The sequence below is a fragment of the Ideonella sp. genome, from assembly GCF_035254525.1.
Lineage (GTDB): Bacteria > Pseudomonadota > Gammaproteobacteria > Burkholderiales > Burkholderiaceae_C > Ideonella.
This window is the reverse complement of the sequence record NZ_DATFAN010000150.1, coordinates 1-15,871: the sequence shown is the minus strand read 5'-3', so window position 1 is coordinate 15,871 and position 15,871 is coordinate 1. Positions and strand designations below refer to the sequence as shown.

Annotated in this window: 14 protein-coding genes; all 14 read right to left on the bottom strand. The window is 71.9% G+C overall.

Going from position 1 to position 15,871, the window contains the following annotated elements:
• A complete protein-coding gene (locus VJ693_RS15060) occupies positions 1-981 on the bottom strand; it encodes a fumarylacetoacetate hydrolase family protein (RefSeq protein WP_324155380.1) in 981 nt (326 codons plus the stop codon).
• 21 nt (positions 982-1,002) lie between these two features.
• Positions 1,003-1,581, bottom strand: coding sequence for a cupin domain-containing protein (locus VJ693_RS15055; RefSeq protein ID WP_324155378.1), 579 nt, complete (start codon positions 1,579-1,581; stop codon positions 1,003-1,005).
• Positions 1,582-1,648: 67 nt separating this feature from the next.
• Positions 1,649-2,770: an ABC transporter substrate-binding protein gene (locus tag VJ693_RS15050; protein ID WP_324155507.1), complete on the bottom strand. Its 1,122-nt coding sequence runs from the start codon at positions 2,768-2,770 to the stop codon at positions 1,649-1,651.
• Between the two features lie 32 nt (positions 2,771-2,802).
• Positions 2,803-4,461, bottom strand: coding sequence for a methyl-accepting chemotaxis protein (locus VJ693_RS15045; RefSeq protein WP_324155377.1), 1,659 nt, complete (start codon positions 4,459-4,461; stop codon positions 2,803-2,805).
• 2 nt (positions 4,462-4,463) lie between these two features.
• Positions 4,464-5,258 carry a cyclase family protein gene (locus tag VJ693_RS15040; protein ID WP_324155375.1) on the bottom strand — a complete coding sequence of 265 codons (795 nt, stop codon included), beginning with the start codon at positions 5,256-5,258 and terminating at the stop codon, positions 4,464-4,466.
• Positions 5,255-6,418: an MFS transporter gene (locus VJ693_RS15035; RefSeq protein WP_324155374.1), complete on the bottom strand. Its 1,164-nt coding sequence runs from the start codon at positions 6,416-6,418 to the stop codon at positions 5,255-5,257. Before VJ693_RS15035 ends, VJ693_RS15040 begins: the two co-directional genes overlap by 4 nt.
• A 12-nt stretch (positions 6,419-6,430) precedes the next feature.
• On the bottom strand, positions 6,431-7,564 hold the full coding sequence (locus tag VJ693_RS15030) for an FAD-dependent oxidoreductase (RefSeq protein ID WP_324155372.1): 1,134 nt from the start codon (positions 7,562-7,564) through the stop codon (positions 6,431-6,433).
• The gene (locus VJ693_RS15025; protein ID WP_324155371.1) at positions 7,561-7,932 is read right to left on the bottom strand and encodes a Rieske (2Fe-2S) protein; all 372 of its coding nucleotides are present in this window, start codon (positions 7,930-7,932) and stop codon (positions 7,561-7,563) included. Before VJ693_RS15025 ends, VJ693_RS15030 begins: the two co-directional genes overlap by 4 nt.
• Positions 7,925-8,866, bottom strand: a complete 942-nt coding sequence (locus VJ693_RS15020) for a VOC family protein (RefSeq protein ID WP_324155369.1) — start codon at positions 8,864-8,866, stop codon at positions 7,925-7,927. The genes VJ693_RS15025 and VJ693_RS15020 overlap by 8 nt, the downstream gene beginning before the upstream one ends.
• A gap of 37 nt (positions 8,867-8,903) precedes the next feature.
• The gene (locus VJ693_RS15015; RefSeq protein ID WP_324155368.1) at positions 8,904-10,070 is read right to left on the bottom strand and encodes an alpha/beta hydrolase family protein; all 1,167 of its coding nucleotides are present in this window, start codon (positions 10,068-10,070) and stop codon (positions 8,904-8,906) included.
• An 18-nt stretch (positions 10,071-10,088) separates the two neighbouring features.
• The gene (locus VJ693_RS15010; protein WP_324155366.1) at positions 10,089-11,306 is read right to left on the bottom strand and encodes an NAD(P)/FAD-dependent oxidoreductase; all 1,218 of its coding nucleotides are present in this window, start codon (positions 11,304-11,306) and stop codon (positions 10,089-10,091) included.
• A 12-nt stretch (positions 11,307-11,318) separates the two neighbouring features.
• The gene (locus VJ693_RS15005; RefSeq protein ID WP_324155364.1) at positions 11,319-13,736 is read right to left on the bottom strand and encodes an efflux RND transporter permease subunit; all 2,418 of its coding nucleotides are present in this window, start codon (positions 13,734-13,736) and stop codon (positions 11,319-11,321) included.
• Positions 13,736-14,797, bottom strand: a complete 1,062-nt coding sequence (locus VJ693_RS15000) for a WD40/YVTN/BNR-like repeat-containing protein (protein ID WP_324155362.1) — start codon at positions 14,795-14,797, stop codon at positions 13,736-13,738. The genes VJ693_RS15005 and VJ693_RS15000 overlap by 1 nt, the downstream gene beginning before the upstream one ends.
• Before the next feature lie 16 nt (positions 14,798-14,813).
• Positions 14,814-15,871, bottom strand: a 1,058-nt coding sequence (locus tag VJ693_RS14995; RefSeq protein WP_324155360.1) for a DUF1329 domain-containing protein, incomplete at its 5' end; no start/stop codon positions are given.

Sequence of the window (15,871 nt, the reverse complement as noted above, 5' to 3'; positions counted from 1 at the left end):
TCAGCCGCGCACGACGCGCTGCTCGATCACGCCGAACGGACCCTCGCGCCCGTCGGCGAACATCGCCTGCATGCGCACGCGATCGGCGAAGCGCATGAAGCCGGTGCGGATCGCCCCCTCGTCGATCTTCTCGATCACGCGGCGTTCGGCAATGCACGCCGAGCCGGCGGCGCGCGAGACGTTCGACACCGTGCCCGAACCGACGATCGTGCCCGCCGAAAGCCGCCGCGTGCGCGCCGCATGCGCGACGAGCTCGCCGAAGTGGAAGTTCATCTCGCGCCCGTTCGGTTCGCCGAAACGCGCGCCGTTCCACTGCACGTGCAGCGGCATCGCGACGCGGCCGTGCTGCCAGGCATCGCCCAGCTCGTCGGGCGTCACCGCGACCGGCGCGAATGCGGTCGACGGCTTGGCCTGCAGGAAGCCGAAGCCGGTCTTCATCTCGTGGGGCCCCAGCGCGCGCAGGCTCCAGTCGTTCAGCTGCAAGACGAGGCGGATGCAGCCGAGCGCGGCCTCGGGCGACACGCCCATGGTCACCGGGCCGCAGACGACGCCGTACTCGCCTTCGAAGTCGATGCCGTGTGCCTCGTCGGGCAGCGGCACGTCGTCGCGAGGGCCGAGGAAGTCGTCGCTCGCGCCCTGGTACATCACCGGCACGGTGTCGAAATCGGGGATCGGCGGCGTGTTGAACGCCTGCTCCATCAGCCGGCCGTGGTTCAGGAAGGCCGAGCCGTCGAGCCACTGCGGGCTGCGCGGCAGCGGCGCGGCGCAGGCGGCGGGGTCGAAGGCGAAGATGCCGGGCGCGGTGCCGGCGTCCAGCGCGTCGGCCAAGGCCTGCAGCGGCGACTGCACGGCGTCCCAGCGTTGCAGGGCATCGATCATCGAGGGCGCGAAGGCCGTCGCGGCGACGGCCCGGCCCAGGTCGCGCGAAACCAGCACGAGCCGGCCGTCCAGCGTGCCGTCCTTCAAGGTGGCGAGCTTCATGGCGTGTGTCCTTGCGTTGAATCAGCGCCGGGCCAGCGCGGCGGCGATCGTCGGCTCGTAGGCGCCGTCGACCAGCACGAAGAGCATGCGGCAGGGCCGGCCGGAGCGGTTGGCCCAGGCATGGTTGGTGCCGCGCTGCACGACGACGCTGCCCCGCTTCAGCAGCACTTCGCCGTCGTCCAGCACCAGCGTCATTTCGCCGTCGATGACGATGCCGTAGTCGATCGACTCGGTGCGGTGCATCAGCGGATGCGGCGAGTCGCGCCGCACCGTCGAGGCCGCGGCATCGCCGGCCTGGGTGAAGGCGTCCTTCATGCGGGCCGCGCCCTTCGCGAGGAAGTCCTCGGTGTCCGGCGGGATGTCGACGAAGCGGATGCGCGTGCCCTGCTTAGGCGGTGGCAGCTTCAACGGGCCGATCGTGGGGTCGGCGCCGTTGTCCACTGGCGCCGGGGTCGCGCCCGTTTCCCACACCTCGTGGAAGACGGTGCCGGGGATGGCCTGGATCTCGACGACGGTGGGCAGCGGCCCGTCGCTGGCGACGATCGCGCGGCCATCGGCATCGTGGCCGGTGACGACGCGGTGGATGGGGGGAAAGGTCACTGATTTCTCCGGTGGGATGGTGATGTCTTGTCTGGTGCGCGCGAGGTCGCGGCGAAGCGGCGGCGGCTCAGCGCCGCAAGCGCCCTTCGCCATCGAGCAAGGTGATCTCGGCGAAGGGCCGCGGTTGGCGCTGCGCAGGGCCGAACTGCACCTTCAGCCCCGGCAGCTCGAACGCGCGCGCGGCCAGCACCTGCAGCAGGCAGGCGCGCCCGGCCTCACGGCCGCAGGCACGCAGCGCCTCCTGGATGACACGCGTGGCGGTATAGGCTTCCAGCGAGGGATGGCTGCCCGGGGCGGCCCCGTGCGCCACCAGCGCGCGCTGGTACTCGGCCACCAGCGGATGCAGCACGTTGCCCGGATGCGGCACCACCTGTGTCACCAGCAGGCCCGCCAGCGGATGCGGCCCGCTGCTGCCCGACGGCCGCGCGGCCAGCGCGGCCCCGGCCTCGCTGAACACGAGGTAGTGCGCGGCGCAGGGCTGCGCACGTGCGGCGGCCAGCGCGGCCCTGGCCTGCACGGCATCGAGGGCCAGGATGACCGCCTCGGGCCGCAGCGCGCAGACCTGGTCGACCAGGCGCCGCAGCTCGGCGGGCGTGGCGCGTTCTGCCAGGCGTTCGCTGGCCACGGGCCGGGTCGCGATGCGCGTCAGCTCGAACAGCACGCGCTCGCGGCCGGACTCGCCCTGCGCATCGGCCTGCGCGATCAGCGCGTAGCGGCTCACGCCCAGCGTGTCCAAGTGCAGCAACGCCGCGCTGGCCTCCTCCGCCGCACCGGCGCGCAGGTGGAAGACGCCGGGGCGCGGCGGATCGCGCAGCGGCTCGGCGCCGGTGGCCGGCCCCACCAGTGCGGCGCGCGGTGCTTCGCCCGGGGCCGGTGCCAGCACCGCCGCCACCGCGGCGGTGGCGCGCGCCCCGTGGACACCGGTGAGCGCTACCGCGCCACGCTCCAGCAGCAGCTGCGCATTGGCCGCTGCGCGTTGCGGGTCGCCGCCATCGTCCAGCGCCAGCAGTTCCAACGGCCGGCCGGCCACGCCGCCGCCCGCGTTGGCGCGCGCCACGGCCAGCTGCGCACCATGGCGCAGCCCCAGGCCGTAGGCCGCATCGGGGCCGCTCAGCGGCGCCGTCAAGCCGATGGCCAGCGGCTGGGCTTGCGCGCCTGGCGCCGCAGAAGCGAGCGTCAGCAGCAGCACTGCCAACGCATGAAAAGCGCGGCCAGGGGCCATCACGCTTCGCCCGTCCGGTCGAGCGGCAGGCCGCGCAGCCCGGCGGCGACCGCCGCGGCCGGCGCGCTCTGCGTCGCCACGCCGACCCGGAAGCCGGCAATCACGCCCTGCAGCTCGCCGGCACGCTGCTGCAGCGAGGCTGCGGCCGCGGTCAGCTGCTCGGCCAGCGCGGCGTTCTGCTGCGTGCTGCCGTCCAGCTGCAGCACGGCGTCGTCGATGCGAGCCAGCACCTCGCTCTGCTGGGCCGAGGTGGCCGCGATGCCCTCCACCGTCTGCGCGACGCCGCGCACCGTGTCGACGAGGCGGTTCACGGCGGCATCCACATCGGCCACGCTGGCCGAGCCCTGCCCGATGCGCTCCGAGGTCTCGCTGCTGAGTCCGCGGATCTGGCCCGCGGCCTGCGCGGCGCGCTGCGCCAGCTGGCGCACCTCGGCCGCGACGACGGCGAAGCCGCGCCCGTGCTCGCCGGCGCGCGCCGCCTCCACCGAGGCATTCAGCGCCAGCACGTTGGTCTGGAAGGCGATGCCGTCGATGGCCTCGACGATCTGCGTGATGCGCCGCGCGGCCGCTTCGATGGACTGCATCTGCGCCACCAGCCGCGCGACCGCGTCATGGCCCTGCTGCGCATCACGCTGTGCGCCGCCGGCCCGCGCGGCGGCCTCGCGCGCAGCGTCCACGCCCGCGGCCAGCGTCGCGCCGAGGCCGCGCACGGCCGTTGCCGCCTCGGCCAGGCGCGCGGCCGACTGCTCCGTGCGGTCGGACAGGTGCTGGCTGCCGGCGCCGATCTCGCGGCTGGCCCCGTGCACCGAATCGGCCGAGTGGCCCAGCGCGCGCACGGTGTCGCGCAGGCGGCCCTGCATCGTCGCCATCGCGGCGGCGAGGCGGCCGAACTCGTCGCCGCGGCCCGTGTCGATCGGCCCGTCGAGCCGGCCGTCGGCGATGGCTTCGGCCACCGCCACCGCGCCGGCGATGGGCCGGGTGATGCCGCGCACCAGGCCGGCGGCCATCGAGAGCGCCGCCCCGATCGCCAACGCGGCCACCGCCGCCAGGCCCAGCGTGGCCAGCCGCTGCCGCCGCGTCGCCTGCGCGAACTCGTCGTGAGTGGCGCGGCTGGCGCTCTCCACCAGCGTGTCGATCTGGGCGCGCCAGCGCCCCTCGGCCGACTCCGCCGGCAGCAGCAAGGCCAGCGCGCCCTCGGCACCGGCACCGCCCTGCAGGCTCTTCATCGCTGCCTCGTACAGCGGGGCGACGGATTCGCGCAGCTGGCGCACCTCGGCCAGGCCGGCGCGCATGGCGGGGTCCGCGGCGCCACGCTCCAGCGCGGCGTCCATCGCGGCCTCGGCGTCCAGGTACGCGCGCTCGGCCGCCTTCAATTCGGCCGTCTGGGCCTTCAGGTCATCCGCATCGCTGACCACCAGCAACGTCCGCAGTCGCTCCATCCACTTCAGCTGCGCGGCATGCAGCCGGTGCGCCAGCTCGCCGCGCTGGCGGTGGCCCTCGACGATGGTGTGCAACTGCGCACTCATCTCGCGCAGCTGCCACACCGCGCCGCAGGCCAGCACGAGCAGCAGCGCGACGAGCGAGCCCACGGCCAGCCACAGCCGCTGGCGCACGCCGAGCGGGCGGCCACGCATCGAGACGAACGGGCGGCGCAGCACCGTCACTCCTCGAAGATCGCCACTGCCCGCGTCCAGCCGGCGCTGGCGCCGCGGATCTTGTGCGGGAAGCAGCTGATCGTGAAGCCGTGCGGTGGCAGCGCCTCGAGGTTGTGCAGCTTCTCGAGGTGGCAGTAGCCGATGTCGCGGCCGGCCTTGTGGCCTTCCCAGATCAGCGCCTTGTTGCCGGTCTCGGCGACGCGCTTCGCGGTGTACGAGAACGGCGCGTCCCAGCTCCACGCGTCGGTGCCGGTCAGGCGCACGCCGCGCTCGAGCAGGTACATCGTCGCCTCGTAGCCCATGCCGCAGCCGGCGCCGAGGTAGTCGGGGTGGCCATAGCGCGAGCCGGCCCGTGTGTTGACGACGACGATCTCCAGCGGCTGCAGCTCGTGGCCGATGCGCTCCAGCTCGGCCTCGACATCGGCCGCGGTCGCGACGTAGCCGTCGGGGAAGTGGCGGAAGTCGAGCTTGACGCCCGGCTGGAAGCACCACTCGAGCGGCACCTGGTCGATCGTGATCGACGGGCGCGCGCCGCCGAGCTTGGCATCCTGCGTCGAGTGGAAATGCCACGGCGCGTCCAGGTGCGTGCCGTTGTGCGTGGTCAGCGTCACCCACTCGGCCGCGGCGGCCTCGCCGTCGGGGTAGTCCTCGGGCCTCGTGCCGGGCAGCATGGCCATGAACTCGGGCAGCGTGTCGGCGTGCTTCTGGTAGGTGATCTTCGGGGCCAGCGGCGGCGGGTCGGACAGCACGTCGTTCTCGAGGTAGATCGACAGGTCGACGAAACGGCGGCGGGGTGTCATGCGAGGGCGCTCCGGGAGGCGACGGCTGCCGGGACGGGCAGCCGCGAGAAACAGGCGACGGCGATCGCGGCGATCGCCGCGGCGGCGACGGCGAGGCTGCCGTAGCCGAAGGTCTTGACCAGCGTGCCGCCGAGGATCGGGCCGATCGCCGCGCCGGTCATCAGCATCGCCGGCGTCGCGGCCAGCACGCGGCCGCTCGCGTCCAACCGCGCGAGCTGCCCGAAGCCGAAGGTGTGCGTGAAGATCATCACCGCGGCGAACACCGAGGCCGCCGCCGCGTACGGCGCGAACACGGTCGACTGCATGATCAGCGCGACGAGCACCGCCTGCAGCACCGGCCCGGCGAGCAGCACGGCGCGTGCCGACAAGCGCCTCTCCAGCAGCGCGGCGAGCGCGGCGGGGAACAGGTTGACGAAGCTGAGCGCGACCAGCACGCCGGTGACGGCCGCGAGGCCGAAGCCGCGTTCGGTACCGACCCGTTCGAGGAACGCGAAGGTCATCGCCTGCACCAGGCCCATGCAGGCGATGCCGACGATGCCGAACCACACGGCGCGCGGCATCGGCGGGGCGCTCGCCGATGGGGGTGTGGATCCGCCCGCGGGCGCGCCGTCGGCATGCGGGAAGGCGAACAGCGCCACCAACGCGGCGACCACCATCACCGCCGCGAAGACGCGGAACAGGGCCACGCCGCCGAGCGCCGCGAGCAGCGGAGGAACGACCGCGAAGAAGGCGATCGCGAACACGCCGAGCGCAATGCCGACGATCGCGAACAGCCGGTGCGGGTTCGCGCTGCGCGCGATCGTGCCGTGCGTGACGCTCAGCGCCGAGCCGGCCGCGAGGCCGGCGAGCGCGTGCAGCAGTGCCATCGCCGCGAAGTCCTGCCGCAGCGAGGCGCCGAAGAAGGCCAGCGCCGCAACGCCGAAGCCCGCGGCAACGATCGCGCGCCTCGGCAACCGGCCGAAGCGCGGCGCGAGCGCCACGCTGGCGAGCACCGCCGCGGCGAGGAACAACGTCGCCAGGCCGCCGGCCTGCTGCGGGTCGAAGCCGTAGTGGCCGATCAGCGTGCCGACCCACACCGGCAGCGCCACCAGGTCCACCATGCCGGCGCAGTGCGCCACCATCAGCGCCACGCGCCCGCGGCGCGAATCCGTCGTGACCATCGCAGCCGCCTGTCAGATCGGCTGCGCCAGCGCGACGAGCGACTCGCGCATGATGCGGGCGTGCTCCTGCTTGTCGCCGCCTTCGATCTCGATGCGGCACAGCCGCTCGGAGTTGTGGATCACGAGGCGGCAGCGCTCCCAGCGGCGCGCATGGAAGCGGTCCAGCGCAGTCTGCAGATCGGCGTGGCGCGCGAGCTCCTCGGCCAGCACGATGCCGCTCTCGATGCCGATGCCGGCGCCCGAGGCGAGGTGCGGCGTCGTCGCCGCGACGGTGTCGCCGATCATCACGACGCGGCCGCGGTTCCACGGTGCGGGCACCAGCAGGTTGGCCAGCGGGCGGTAGTCGATCGCGGCCTGCGGCAGCAGCGCATGCGGGATCAGCGCCTGCACCAGCGGGTCGGCGAAGGGGCGCATCAGCCCGGCGAAGACCTCGGGCCAGGTCGCCTCGGCGATGTGTTCCTTCGTCGGCCGGTCCTCGGTGATGAACATGTACATGTGCGTCTTCGAGACCGGGTTCACGCCGAGCTTGATGTGCGGCCCGAACCACATGCGCGGGCGCACGATCTCGGCGGGCCTCGGCATCACCGCGCGCCACACGCCCTGGCCGATGTATTCGAGCGGCTTGATCTCGGGGAACAGCAGCGCGCGCAGCTTGGAGTGCACGCCGTCGGCGCCGACGACGAGGTCGTAGCGGCGGCGGCTGCCGTCGGTGAAGGCTACGTCGACGCCGGCATCGTCCTGCGCCAGCTGCGTGAAGCTGCAGCCCAGGCGCACGTCCACGCCGGCCGCGCGCGTCGCCTCGGCGAGGATGCGCGCGAGCACCGGGCGCATGATGCCGGCGCCGCCGGCCACGCTGGAGCCCACCGGGCGCGGCGTCGGCAGCTCGGCCATCTTGTGGCCATCGGCGGTGTACAGGTCCACGCCGTCGGACACGCAGCCCTGCTCGACCACCTGGCGGTACACGCCCAGGGTCTCGAGCGCGCGCAGCGTCGCGCCGCCGACGGTGATGCCGGCGCCCAGCGGCTGCCACTGCGGGTCGATCTCGACGAGGTCGACGCCGATGCCCGCCTTGCGAAGCTGGATGGCCGCGGCCATGCCGGAAAAGCCGCCGCCGATGATGAGCACACGGCTCACTGCTGCTGTCATGGGGATGTCTCCTGTGTAGCGGACGCGTGGCGCATCAGCACGATGTCGCCCACGTCGTCCACGGTGAAGGCCACGGGCTGCAGCGCCTGGCCGAGGCACGGCCCCTGCACGCACATCCCGGTGCCGGTTTCGAACAGAGCGCCGTGCGCGGCGCACACGATGCGGTCGCCGGCCGCGTTCAGGTAGGCGTGGCGGCGCCACGCCATCGGCGTGCCCGCGTGCGGGCAGCGGTCGCGCCACAGGCGCAGCTCGCCGCCGCTGCGCACGGCGAACAGCGTGTCCTGGCCGCGGCCTTCGGGGTCGTAGCCGCGGGCGCCCCCTTCGGGCACCTCGGCCGCCGGCCCGAGCCGCAACGCAGCGTCACGCATAGTCACCCGTCTCCGGCGTGCCGGGGCCCGGCATCCACTTGCTGCGGTGGCGCAGCAGGAACACCTGCGAGTTGTCGGCCGCCAGCGGCTTGGCGCGCGGCTGCCAGGTGGGGTCGTGCTGGTCCATGTCGGCGTCCATCTCCATGTGGCAACCGAAGGGGCTGTTGAAGTACCAGAACCAGTTCGACCCGAGCTCGTGGCGGCCCGGGCCCCAGAAGGCCTGGTAGCCCTTCTCGACGAAGCGGCTGCCGTTCTGCAGCACCTCGGTCGGGCCGCCGAAATGAAAGGTGAAGTGCTCGCAGCCCTTCATGAAGGCCGGCGCTCCGATGAAGAAATGCGTGTGGTGGTCCAGCGTGCCGGCCGGCTGCAGGAAGGGCCCGACGTCGACGAAGCGGTCGGTGCAGCGAAAGCCCAGCCGCTGCACGTAGAAGGCCTCGGCGCGTGCCGCGTCGGCGACGAAGTAGACGACGTGCGACAGCGTGCGCGGGCGGATCTGCGGCGCCTGCGCATCGACGCCCTTGGCGTTGACAGGCCGCTGGACCGGCGAGCCCGGCGCATTGCTGATCTCGCCCGCCAGCGCGAGGGGCTTGCGCACCGTGACCTGGAAGCCGATGACGAAGCCTTCGTCGTCGACCGACTCGATCGAGCCGTCGGCCAGGCGCCGCACCTCGCGGTCACGGCCCAGCTCCGCGGCGATGGCCTGCAGCGCGGCCGCGTCGGCCACGCCCATCAGCGTCTTGCGCAGGCGGCAGCCCGGTGCCGGCGGCGCGGGCAGTGCCGGGTCGGTCTCGGCGGCGATGACGACGGCGGTGCCGTCCAGCGCCTCGAAGCGCCCTTGGCCGGCGTCGTGCAGCCCGTAGTCGCGCAGGTACTGCGATGCGGCGCCGAGGTCGTCGACGGCGAAGACGAGGGCGTCCAGTCCGATGATGTTCATGAGGGGTCTCGGAGGTCGGGGTTGAGGAAGAAGAGGCTCAGGCGCCGGTGCGGCCGCCCAGGGTCTCGGCCACCCAGTCGGCGATGTACTGGCCGGCGTTGATGCTGTTGTCGAAGCTCGCGTGCTGCACGCCGCCTTCGCGGTCGGTGAAGATCTTCAGCTCGCGCTTCGGGCTGTTGACGAGCTGCTCGTAGGTGCGGTGTGCCCACTTCAGCGGGATCTGGCTGTCCTTCTCGCCGTGCGTCACGAGGAAGGGCACGCGGATCTTCTCGATCACGCCGTCCAGGTGCACGTCCTCGGCAATGCGCATGAAGTCGGCGGTGTCCTTCGCGCCCCACACCCAGCACACGTGCGCCCAATAGTGCGGCACCGGGAAGTCGCCTTCCTTCTCCAGGCGGCGTTTCTGCACGTCGCGCCAGTCGTGGTTGGCGCCCCAGGCCACGCCACAGGCGAAGCGCGGCTCCATCGCCACCGCACGGGGGCAGTAATAGCCGCCGAGCGAGACACCTTCGCAGCCGATGCGCTGGGGATCGACGTCGTCGCGGGTCTCGAGCCAGTCGACCACGCGGCTGGCCCAGTGCTCGGCGTCGAAGCGCGCGGTCAGGCCCTGCAGGCGCAGCGCCTCGCCGGTCCCAGGCTGGTCGACGATCAGCGACGAGACGCCGCGCTGGGCCAGCCAGCCCGGCAGGCCCACGAGGTACTTCATCTCCTTGGTCGAGTCCAGGCCGTTGAGCTGCACCAGGATCGGCGCGCACTGGCCGGGCTCCAGGCCATCGGCGGGGCGGTACAGCGCCGAGAGATGCTTGCCCTCGTAGGGGATCTCGACGCGCCGCACCGGGTCGCCGAGCAGGCGCAGACCCTTCTGGAACAGCGCGAGTTCGCGCTGATAGATGGCCATGCGCCCCGCAGAGCCGTGGGCCTGCAGGCGCTCGGCCGTGGTCAGGTAGGCCGATGCGCGCCGGTACTTCTCGCCGGCCGAGCGCAGGCGGCCACGCGCCTCGTCCTCGGCGGCGAGTTCGCACAGCGTGTCGGCCATCGTCACCCAGGTCTCGCGGAAGGCCTGCGTGCCGGCGGCATCGGGCGCCTTGGCGGCCTCCTGCAGCGGCGCGCACATCGTCTCGATCTCGCCGATGCGCGCGCCCATCTCGATGGCGAGGTTGACCGAGAGGTTCCAGACGTAGTTGGTGGGGAAGTACTTGAACATGGGGTGGGGCTCCAGGGATCAGTGCGCCGAGATCGGCAGCGTCTCCATCTGCATCTCGGCGTCCTTCAGGTAGTTCTCGACCAGCATCGCCTCGAGGAAGCGCGTGTGGTCGAACACGGCATCGCGCAGCGCCGACAGCGGCCACGGCGCGCGGTGGAACAGGTAGCCCATGTAGCGGGCCATCTTGGCGTTCTTGTTCGTGTAGGCGACGCGCTGGCGGTCGTACTGCGCGAGGCCCTGGGCCAGCGCGTCGCGCTGCGCGAAGTCCACGCCGTCCAGGCACTTCGCGAGCCACCAGCCGTCCTCGATGCCCATCCCCATGCCGTAGGCAGCGTAGGGCGAGACCGGGTGCACCGCGTCGCCGACGAAGGACACGCGGCCCTTGGACCAGCTCGACAGCGCCGGCCGGTTGTAGATCTCCCAGCGGAAGCAGTTGCGCTCGAAGTCGGTCGCCGCGGCCAGGCGCGGCAGCGGGTCGGCCCAGCCGCGCAGGTGCCGCATCAGGTGGGTGCGGACGTCGCCGTCGAAACGCTGGCCATCGTTCCACGGCTCCACGACCCACCACTCCACGGCCGGCTTGCCGTCGTGCAGGATGGGGAAGAAGCTCGCCTGCACGTTGCGCGAGTGCGAGATCCAGCCCACGTCGCGCGGCACGTCGTCGCAGTGGCACCACGCGAGCCAGACCTGGATGCCGCAGTGGAACAGGCCGAGCTCGCCGAGGGTCTGCTGCGCCACGGTGGAACGGATGCCGTCGGCGCCGACCAGCAGGTCGGCTTCCCACTGGCTGCCGTCGTCGAAGTGGGCGGTGACCGCGTCTGGCGTCTCGTCGTAGCGCGTGAAGCGCTTGCCGGCGTGGATGAGCCCGGGCGGCGTCACCGCGAGCATGCGCTCGATCGCCGCCGAGCGCAGCATGCCGTAGTGCCAGCCGGGAATGCCGGCGCGTGCCTCGGCGCGCGGATTGAACGGCAGCCGCGTGCGCAGCCGCCCGCGGTGGTTGCGGAACTCGGTGATGCCGTAGGCGCCGAGATCGCGGATGTCGACACCCATGTCGCGCAGCACCGAGAGCACCGGCAGCGACAGCAGCACCGCGCCGCCGAGCGGCTGCACGGCCTCCTGTCGCTCGAACAGGCGCACCTCGTGGCCCGCACGATGGAAGGCGAGCGCGGCCGCGAGGCCGCCGGGGCCGGCGCCGACGATCGCCACGCGGCGGCGGGGTGCAGGGGTGTTGGTGTCCATGATGTTTGCTCTTCAGGAACGCGCCTTCAGCGCGCCGTAGAAGGCGGCCGAGTCCTCGGCGACCGGGGGCGAGCGCTTCAGCAGGAAGTGCGCGAGCGCCGGCAGAAGCACGAGCGCGCCGAGCATGTTCCACAGGAACATGAAGGCCAGCAGCAGCCCCATGTCGGCCTGGAACTTGATGGGGCTGGCGACCCAGGTGATCACACCGATCGCGAGCGTCACGCCGGTCAGCATCACGACCTTGCCGGTGAACAGCAACGCGCGGTAGTAGCTCTCCGACAGGCTGCGCCCCTCGCGCAGCTGCGCGAGCGTGACGCTGAGGATGTACAGCGCATAGTCGACGCCGATGCCCACGCCCAGCGCGATCACCGGCAGCGTCGCGACCTTCACGCCCATGCCGAGCGCGACCATCAGCGCCTCGGCGAGCACCGAGGTCAGCACCAGCGGCAGGATCGCGACGACGACCGCGCGCCACGAGCGGAAGGTCACGAACGCGAGCAGCGCGACCGCCGCGTAGACCAGCGCCAGCATCGTGCGCCAGGCGTCCTTCACGACGATGTTGGTCGCCGCCTCGATGCCGGCCGAGCCGGCGGCGAGCAGGAACTTCACCTCATCGGTGTCGTTCGCCGCGGCGAAGGCCTCGACATGCTCGACCACGCGCGCCAGCGTCTCCGCCTTGTGGTCGCGCAGGTAGACCGAGAGCGTGAGCAACGAGCACGCGTCGTTGTACAGGCCCCGCGGCGCGCCGGCCGTCACGGTGTTCAGCATGTCCTGGTTGGGCAGGAACTCGTACCACTTCGGGCTGCCTTCGTTCAGGCCGGCGAGCACGCGGCGGTTCAGCAGCGCGAGCGAGTTGGTGCTCTCGACGCCGTCGAGCTGACGCAGCTGCCACTCGAGCGCGTCCACCTTGTTCAGCGTCTCGACCTGCGAGCACTGGCCTTCGGGGGCCGTGACCATCACCGCCAGCACGTCGCTGGAGGCGCCATAGGCCGCGTTGACAAAGGCGACGTCGCGGTTGTAGCGCGAGTCGGCGCGCAGCTCGGGCGCACCGGGATCGAGGTCGCCGATCTTCAGCTGCGTGCTCGCCGCGAACCCGAGCGCGCCCAGCAGCAGCGCGACGACGATCGCGAGCGTCGCGTGGCGCCGCTGCGTGTAGCGGTCGAGGAAGGCCCACAGCGGCTGCTTGCCGGCGCCTGCCGCGTCGGCCGCCTCGGCGCGCAGGCTGCGCTGCGCGGCCCTGGCGCTGACGCCGGTGTAGCTCAGCAGGATGGGCAGCAGGATCAGGTTGGTGAAGATCAGCACCGCGACGCCGATCGACGCCGCGATCGCCAGCTCGCGGATGACCTGAATGTCGATCACCAGCAGCACAGCGAAGCCCACCGCATCGGCCAGCAGCGCGGTCAGCCCGGCGAGGAACAGGCGCCGGAACGTGAAGCGCGCGGCGACGAGCTTGGGCAGCCCGCGGCCGACGTCCTGCATGATCCCGTTCATCTTCTGCGCGCCGTGGCTCATGCCGATGGCGAAGACGAGGAAGGGCACGAGGATCGAATAAGGGTCGAGCGCGTAGCCCAGCGCCGGCAGCAACCCGAGCTGCCAGACCACCGCGACCAGCGACGCGGCGACGACCAGCAGCGTCGAGCGCACGCAGCGCGTGTACCAGAACACCATCGCGGTGGCGATCGCGACCGCCAGCGCGAAGAAGCCGAGCACCGCGCGCACGCCGTCGATCAGGTCGCCGACGATCTTCGCGAAGCCGGTGACGTGGATGCGCACGCCCTGCACCTCGTACTTCGTTCGCAGGGCCTCGATGCGCTGCGCGAACGCGGTGTAGTCGAGCGCGCGGCCGTCGGCGTCGTGGGCGAGCAGCGGCACGTAGATCACGCTCGACTTCGCGACGAGCGCGACGAGCTGGCCGATCTCGCCGGAGCGCGCGATGTTGGCGCGCAGCTGCTCCAGGCTTTTCGCCGAGCCGTCGTAGCCGTCCGGGATCACCGGGCCGCCTTCCAGGCCCTCCTCGGTGACACCGACCCAGCGTGTCGTCGGCGTCCACAGCGACTTCATCTGGTTGCGCGCGACACCGGGCACGAGGAAGACCTCGTCGGAGAGCTGGCGCAGGGTCTCCAGGTATTTCGCGTCGTAGATGCTGCCCTGGGGGTTCGCCACCGCGATGCGCACCGCGTTGCCCAGGCCGCTGAGCTCGCCCTGGTGCGCGAGGAAGTTGCGGATGTAGCGGTGTTCCGCCGGAATCGTCTTCTCGAAGCTCGCGTTCAGCTGCAGCCGCGTGGCCTGCCAGCCGAGCAGCGCGGTGACGAGCGCGCACAGCAGCACGACGATGGCGCGGTGGTTGAACAGCGCGCGCTCGATCAGCGAGCCAGAGCGCGGATCGAAGTCGGTGGACCCGACCGGGGAAGGGGTGTTCGACGCAGCCATCACTTCGAGCGTTCCGGTTCAGTCTCGGCGCGCTGTGCGCCTTGCACGGTCAAGGCGAGCAGCGGCGCGCCCGCGCGCGGCAGCAGCCCGTTCAGCGGCGGCAGCGGCCTCGTGTTCAACGGCACCATGTGGTCGCCCTGCAGCGCCATCACGAAACCGGCCTGGTTGGCCGCGAGCAGCCGGCCGTCGGGTGCGATCGCGGTCGCGGTGATCGAGGCCGGCATCGGCACCGCGACCGAGGTCCAGTTCGCGCCGCCGTCGGTCGAGCGCAGCGTGGTGCCGCGCAGGCCGGCGAGCACGATGTCCTGTTCGCCCAGCAACTCAGCGCTGAAGAAGCTGCCCTTGTACGGCGTGTCGACACGGCGGAAGCTGTGCCCGGCGTCGGTGGACAACAGCACCAGCCCCTGCTCGCCGGCCAGCAGCAGCGTCTGCCCGCGCTGGCGCGCGGCGTACAGGTGCAGGCCCTTCGGATTGGGCAGGCGCGGCATCCACGACTGCCAGGTCGATCCGCCGTCCTCGCTGGCCAGCGCCAAGCCGTAGGCGCCAACGACCAGCAGGCGCTGCCCGCCGAGCAGCAGCAGGTCGAGCAGCGGCTTGTCGGGCCCGTCGGCGAGCAGGCGCTCGGCCTCCTGCACCGCGCGCGCGTCGCCACCGGTGCGTGCGGCGTCGAGCACGGCCTGGGCGGCCTGCCGCCCATCGAGCCGGCGGCTCCAGCGTTCGCCGCCGTCATCACTGGCGAGCACGGTACCGCCGTGGCCCACGGCCCACCCCTGCTTCGCGTCGGCAAAGCGCACCGCCGTCAGCGTGACGCTGGTGGGCACGCTCGCCTGGCGCCAGTGGTGCGCACCGTCGTCCGACAGCGCGACGATCCCGCGCTCGCCGACCGCGACGATGCGCTCGCCGGCGAGCGCTGCACCGACGAGCACCGCCCGATCCGGCGCACGCACGGCCAGCGCCGCGCGCTCCAGCGCCGGCCCCGTGGGCGTGGCGGCGGACAGGGCTGGCAGAGCCGCCAGCGTGCAGGCCGCAAGCCGGCGCAGTGCGAAGGTGGACAAACGCATGATGCTTCGCCCGACCTCAGCGCACGCCTTCGCCGGCCAGCGCGTCCGGCGAGAAGACGCTGTCCGGGAAGCGCGGCTTCACCGGGTACTGCGAGGACTTCGCGTTGTACAGATTGCCGATGAAGCCCTGGCCCGAGATCAGGTCGCTGAAGCCGAACGAGCCGATCGGGTTGCCCGGCAGGTCGGGCGCGACGAAGGTCTGCGCCCACAGCGTCTTCCACAGCTGGCCCTTCGCATCCCAGCGGTCGCCAAGCACGCAGACCCAGGTGTCCTCGTCGCAGTAGTAGCGGCTCTTGGGCGCCTGGTGGCGCTGGCCCGCTTTCAGGTTCGACTCCACCACCCACACACGGTGCAGTTCCCAGCGCATGTGGTCCGGGTTGTAGTGCTGCCTGGTGAGCACCTCCGCATCGGTCTTGGGCTGCAGGAACTTGTTGCCGTTGTAGGGGATGAACATCTCCTTCTTGCCGACGATCTTCCAGTCGAAGCGGTCCAGCCGCCCGGTCCAGGTGTCGATCTCGTCGAAGCTCATGACGCCGGCAGCGGCGGGCGTGGGCACGTCACAGCATGCATTGGGGAGCTTGCGCACGCGGCGCTGGCCCGTCAGGTAGACCCAGGTGGCGAGCTTGTTGAAGTCGGTGCTCTCGCGCGCCAGCAGGGCCTCGCCCGCGCGCAGCGGCGGGCCGACGTTGAGGATGCGCACCAGCCAGTACGCGCCGTCACCCTTGTCGAACTGCTCGGGCGAGCCCTCGCGGTAGTAGTACGGAAACTGCTGTTCGTTCCGGGTGTCGGAAACCAGCACTGCGTTTCCGTCGGCCGACAGCACGTACCAGTTGGCGACGTACTGCACGGCCTCCCCGCCCCAGCGCAGGATGTGGTTCCACATCACCTCCTCGCCCGTCTTCGGGACAGGGAACGGGATGCCGCCGTAGGCCCCGCTCAACGTGCCGTTCTCCCATTTGGCGCGGGTGGCGTTCTTGAACGTGTTCTCGTACACCCACTGCGGCGCCGCGGCGGTTCGGTGCGTCTTGTACACGTCGATGCGGTAGGTGTCCGGGTACTTCTTCAACATCGCCC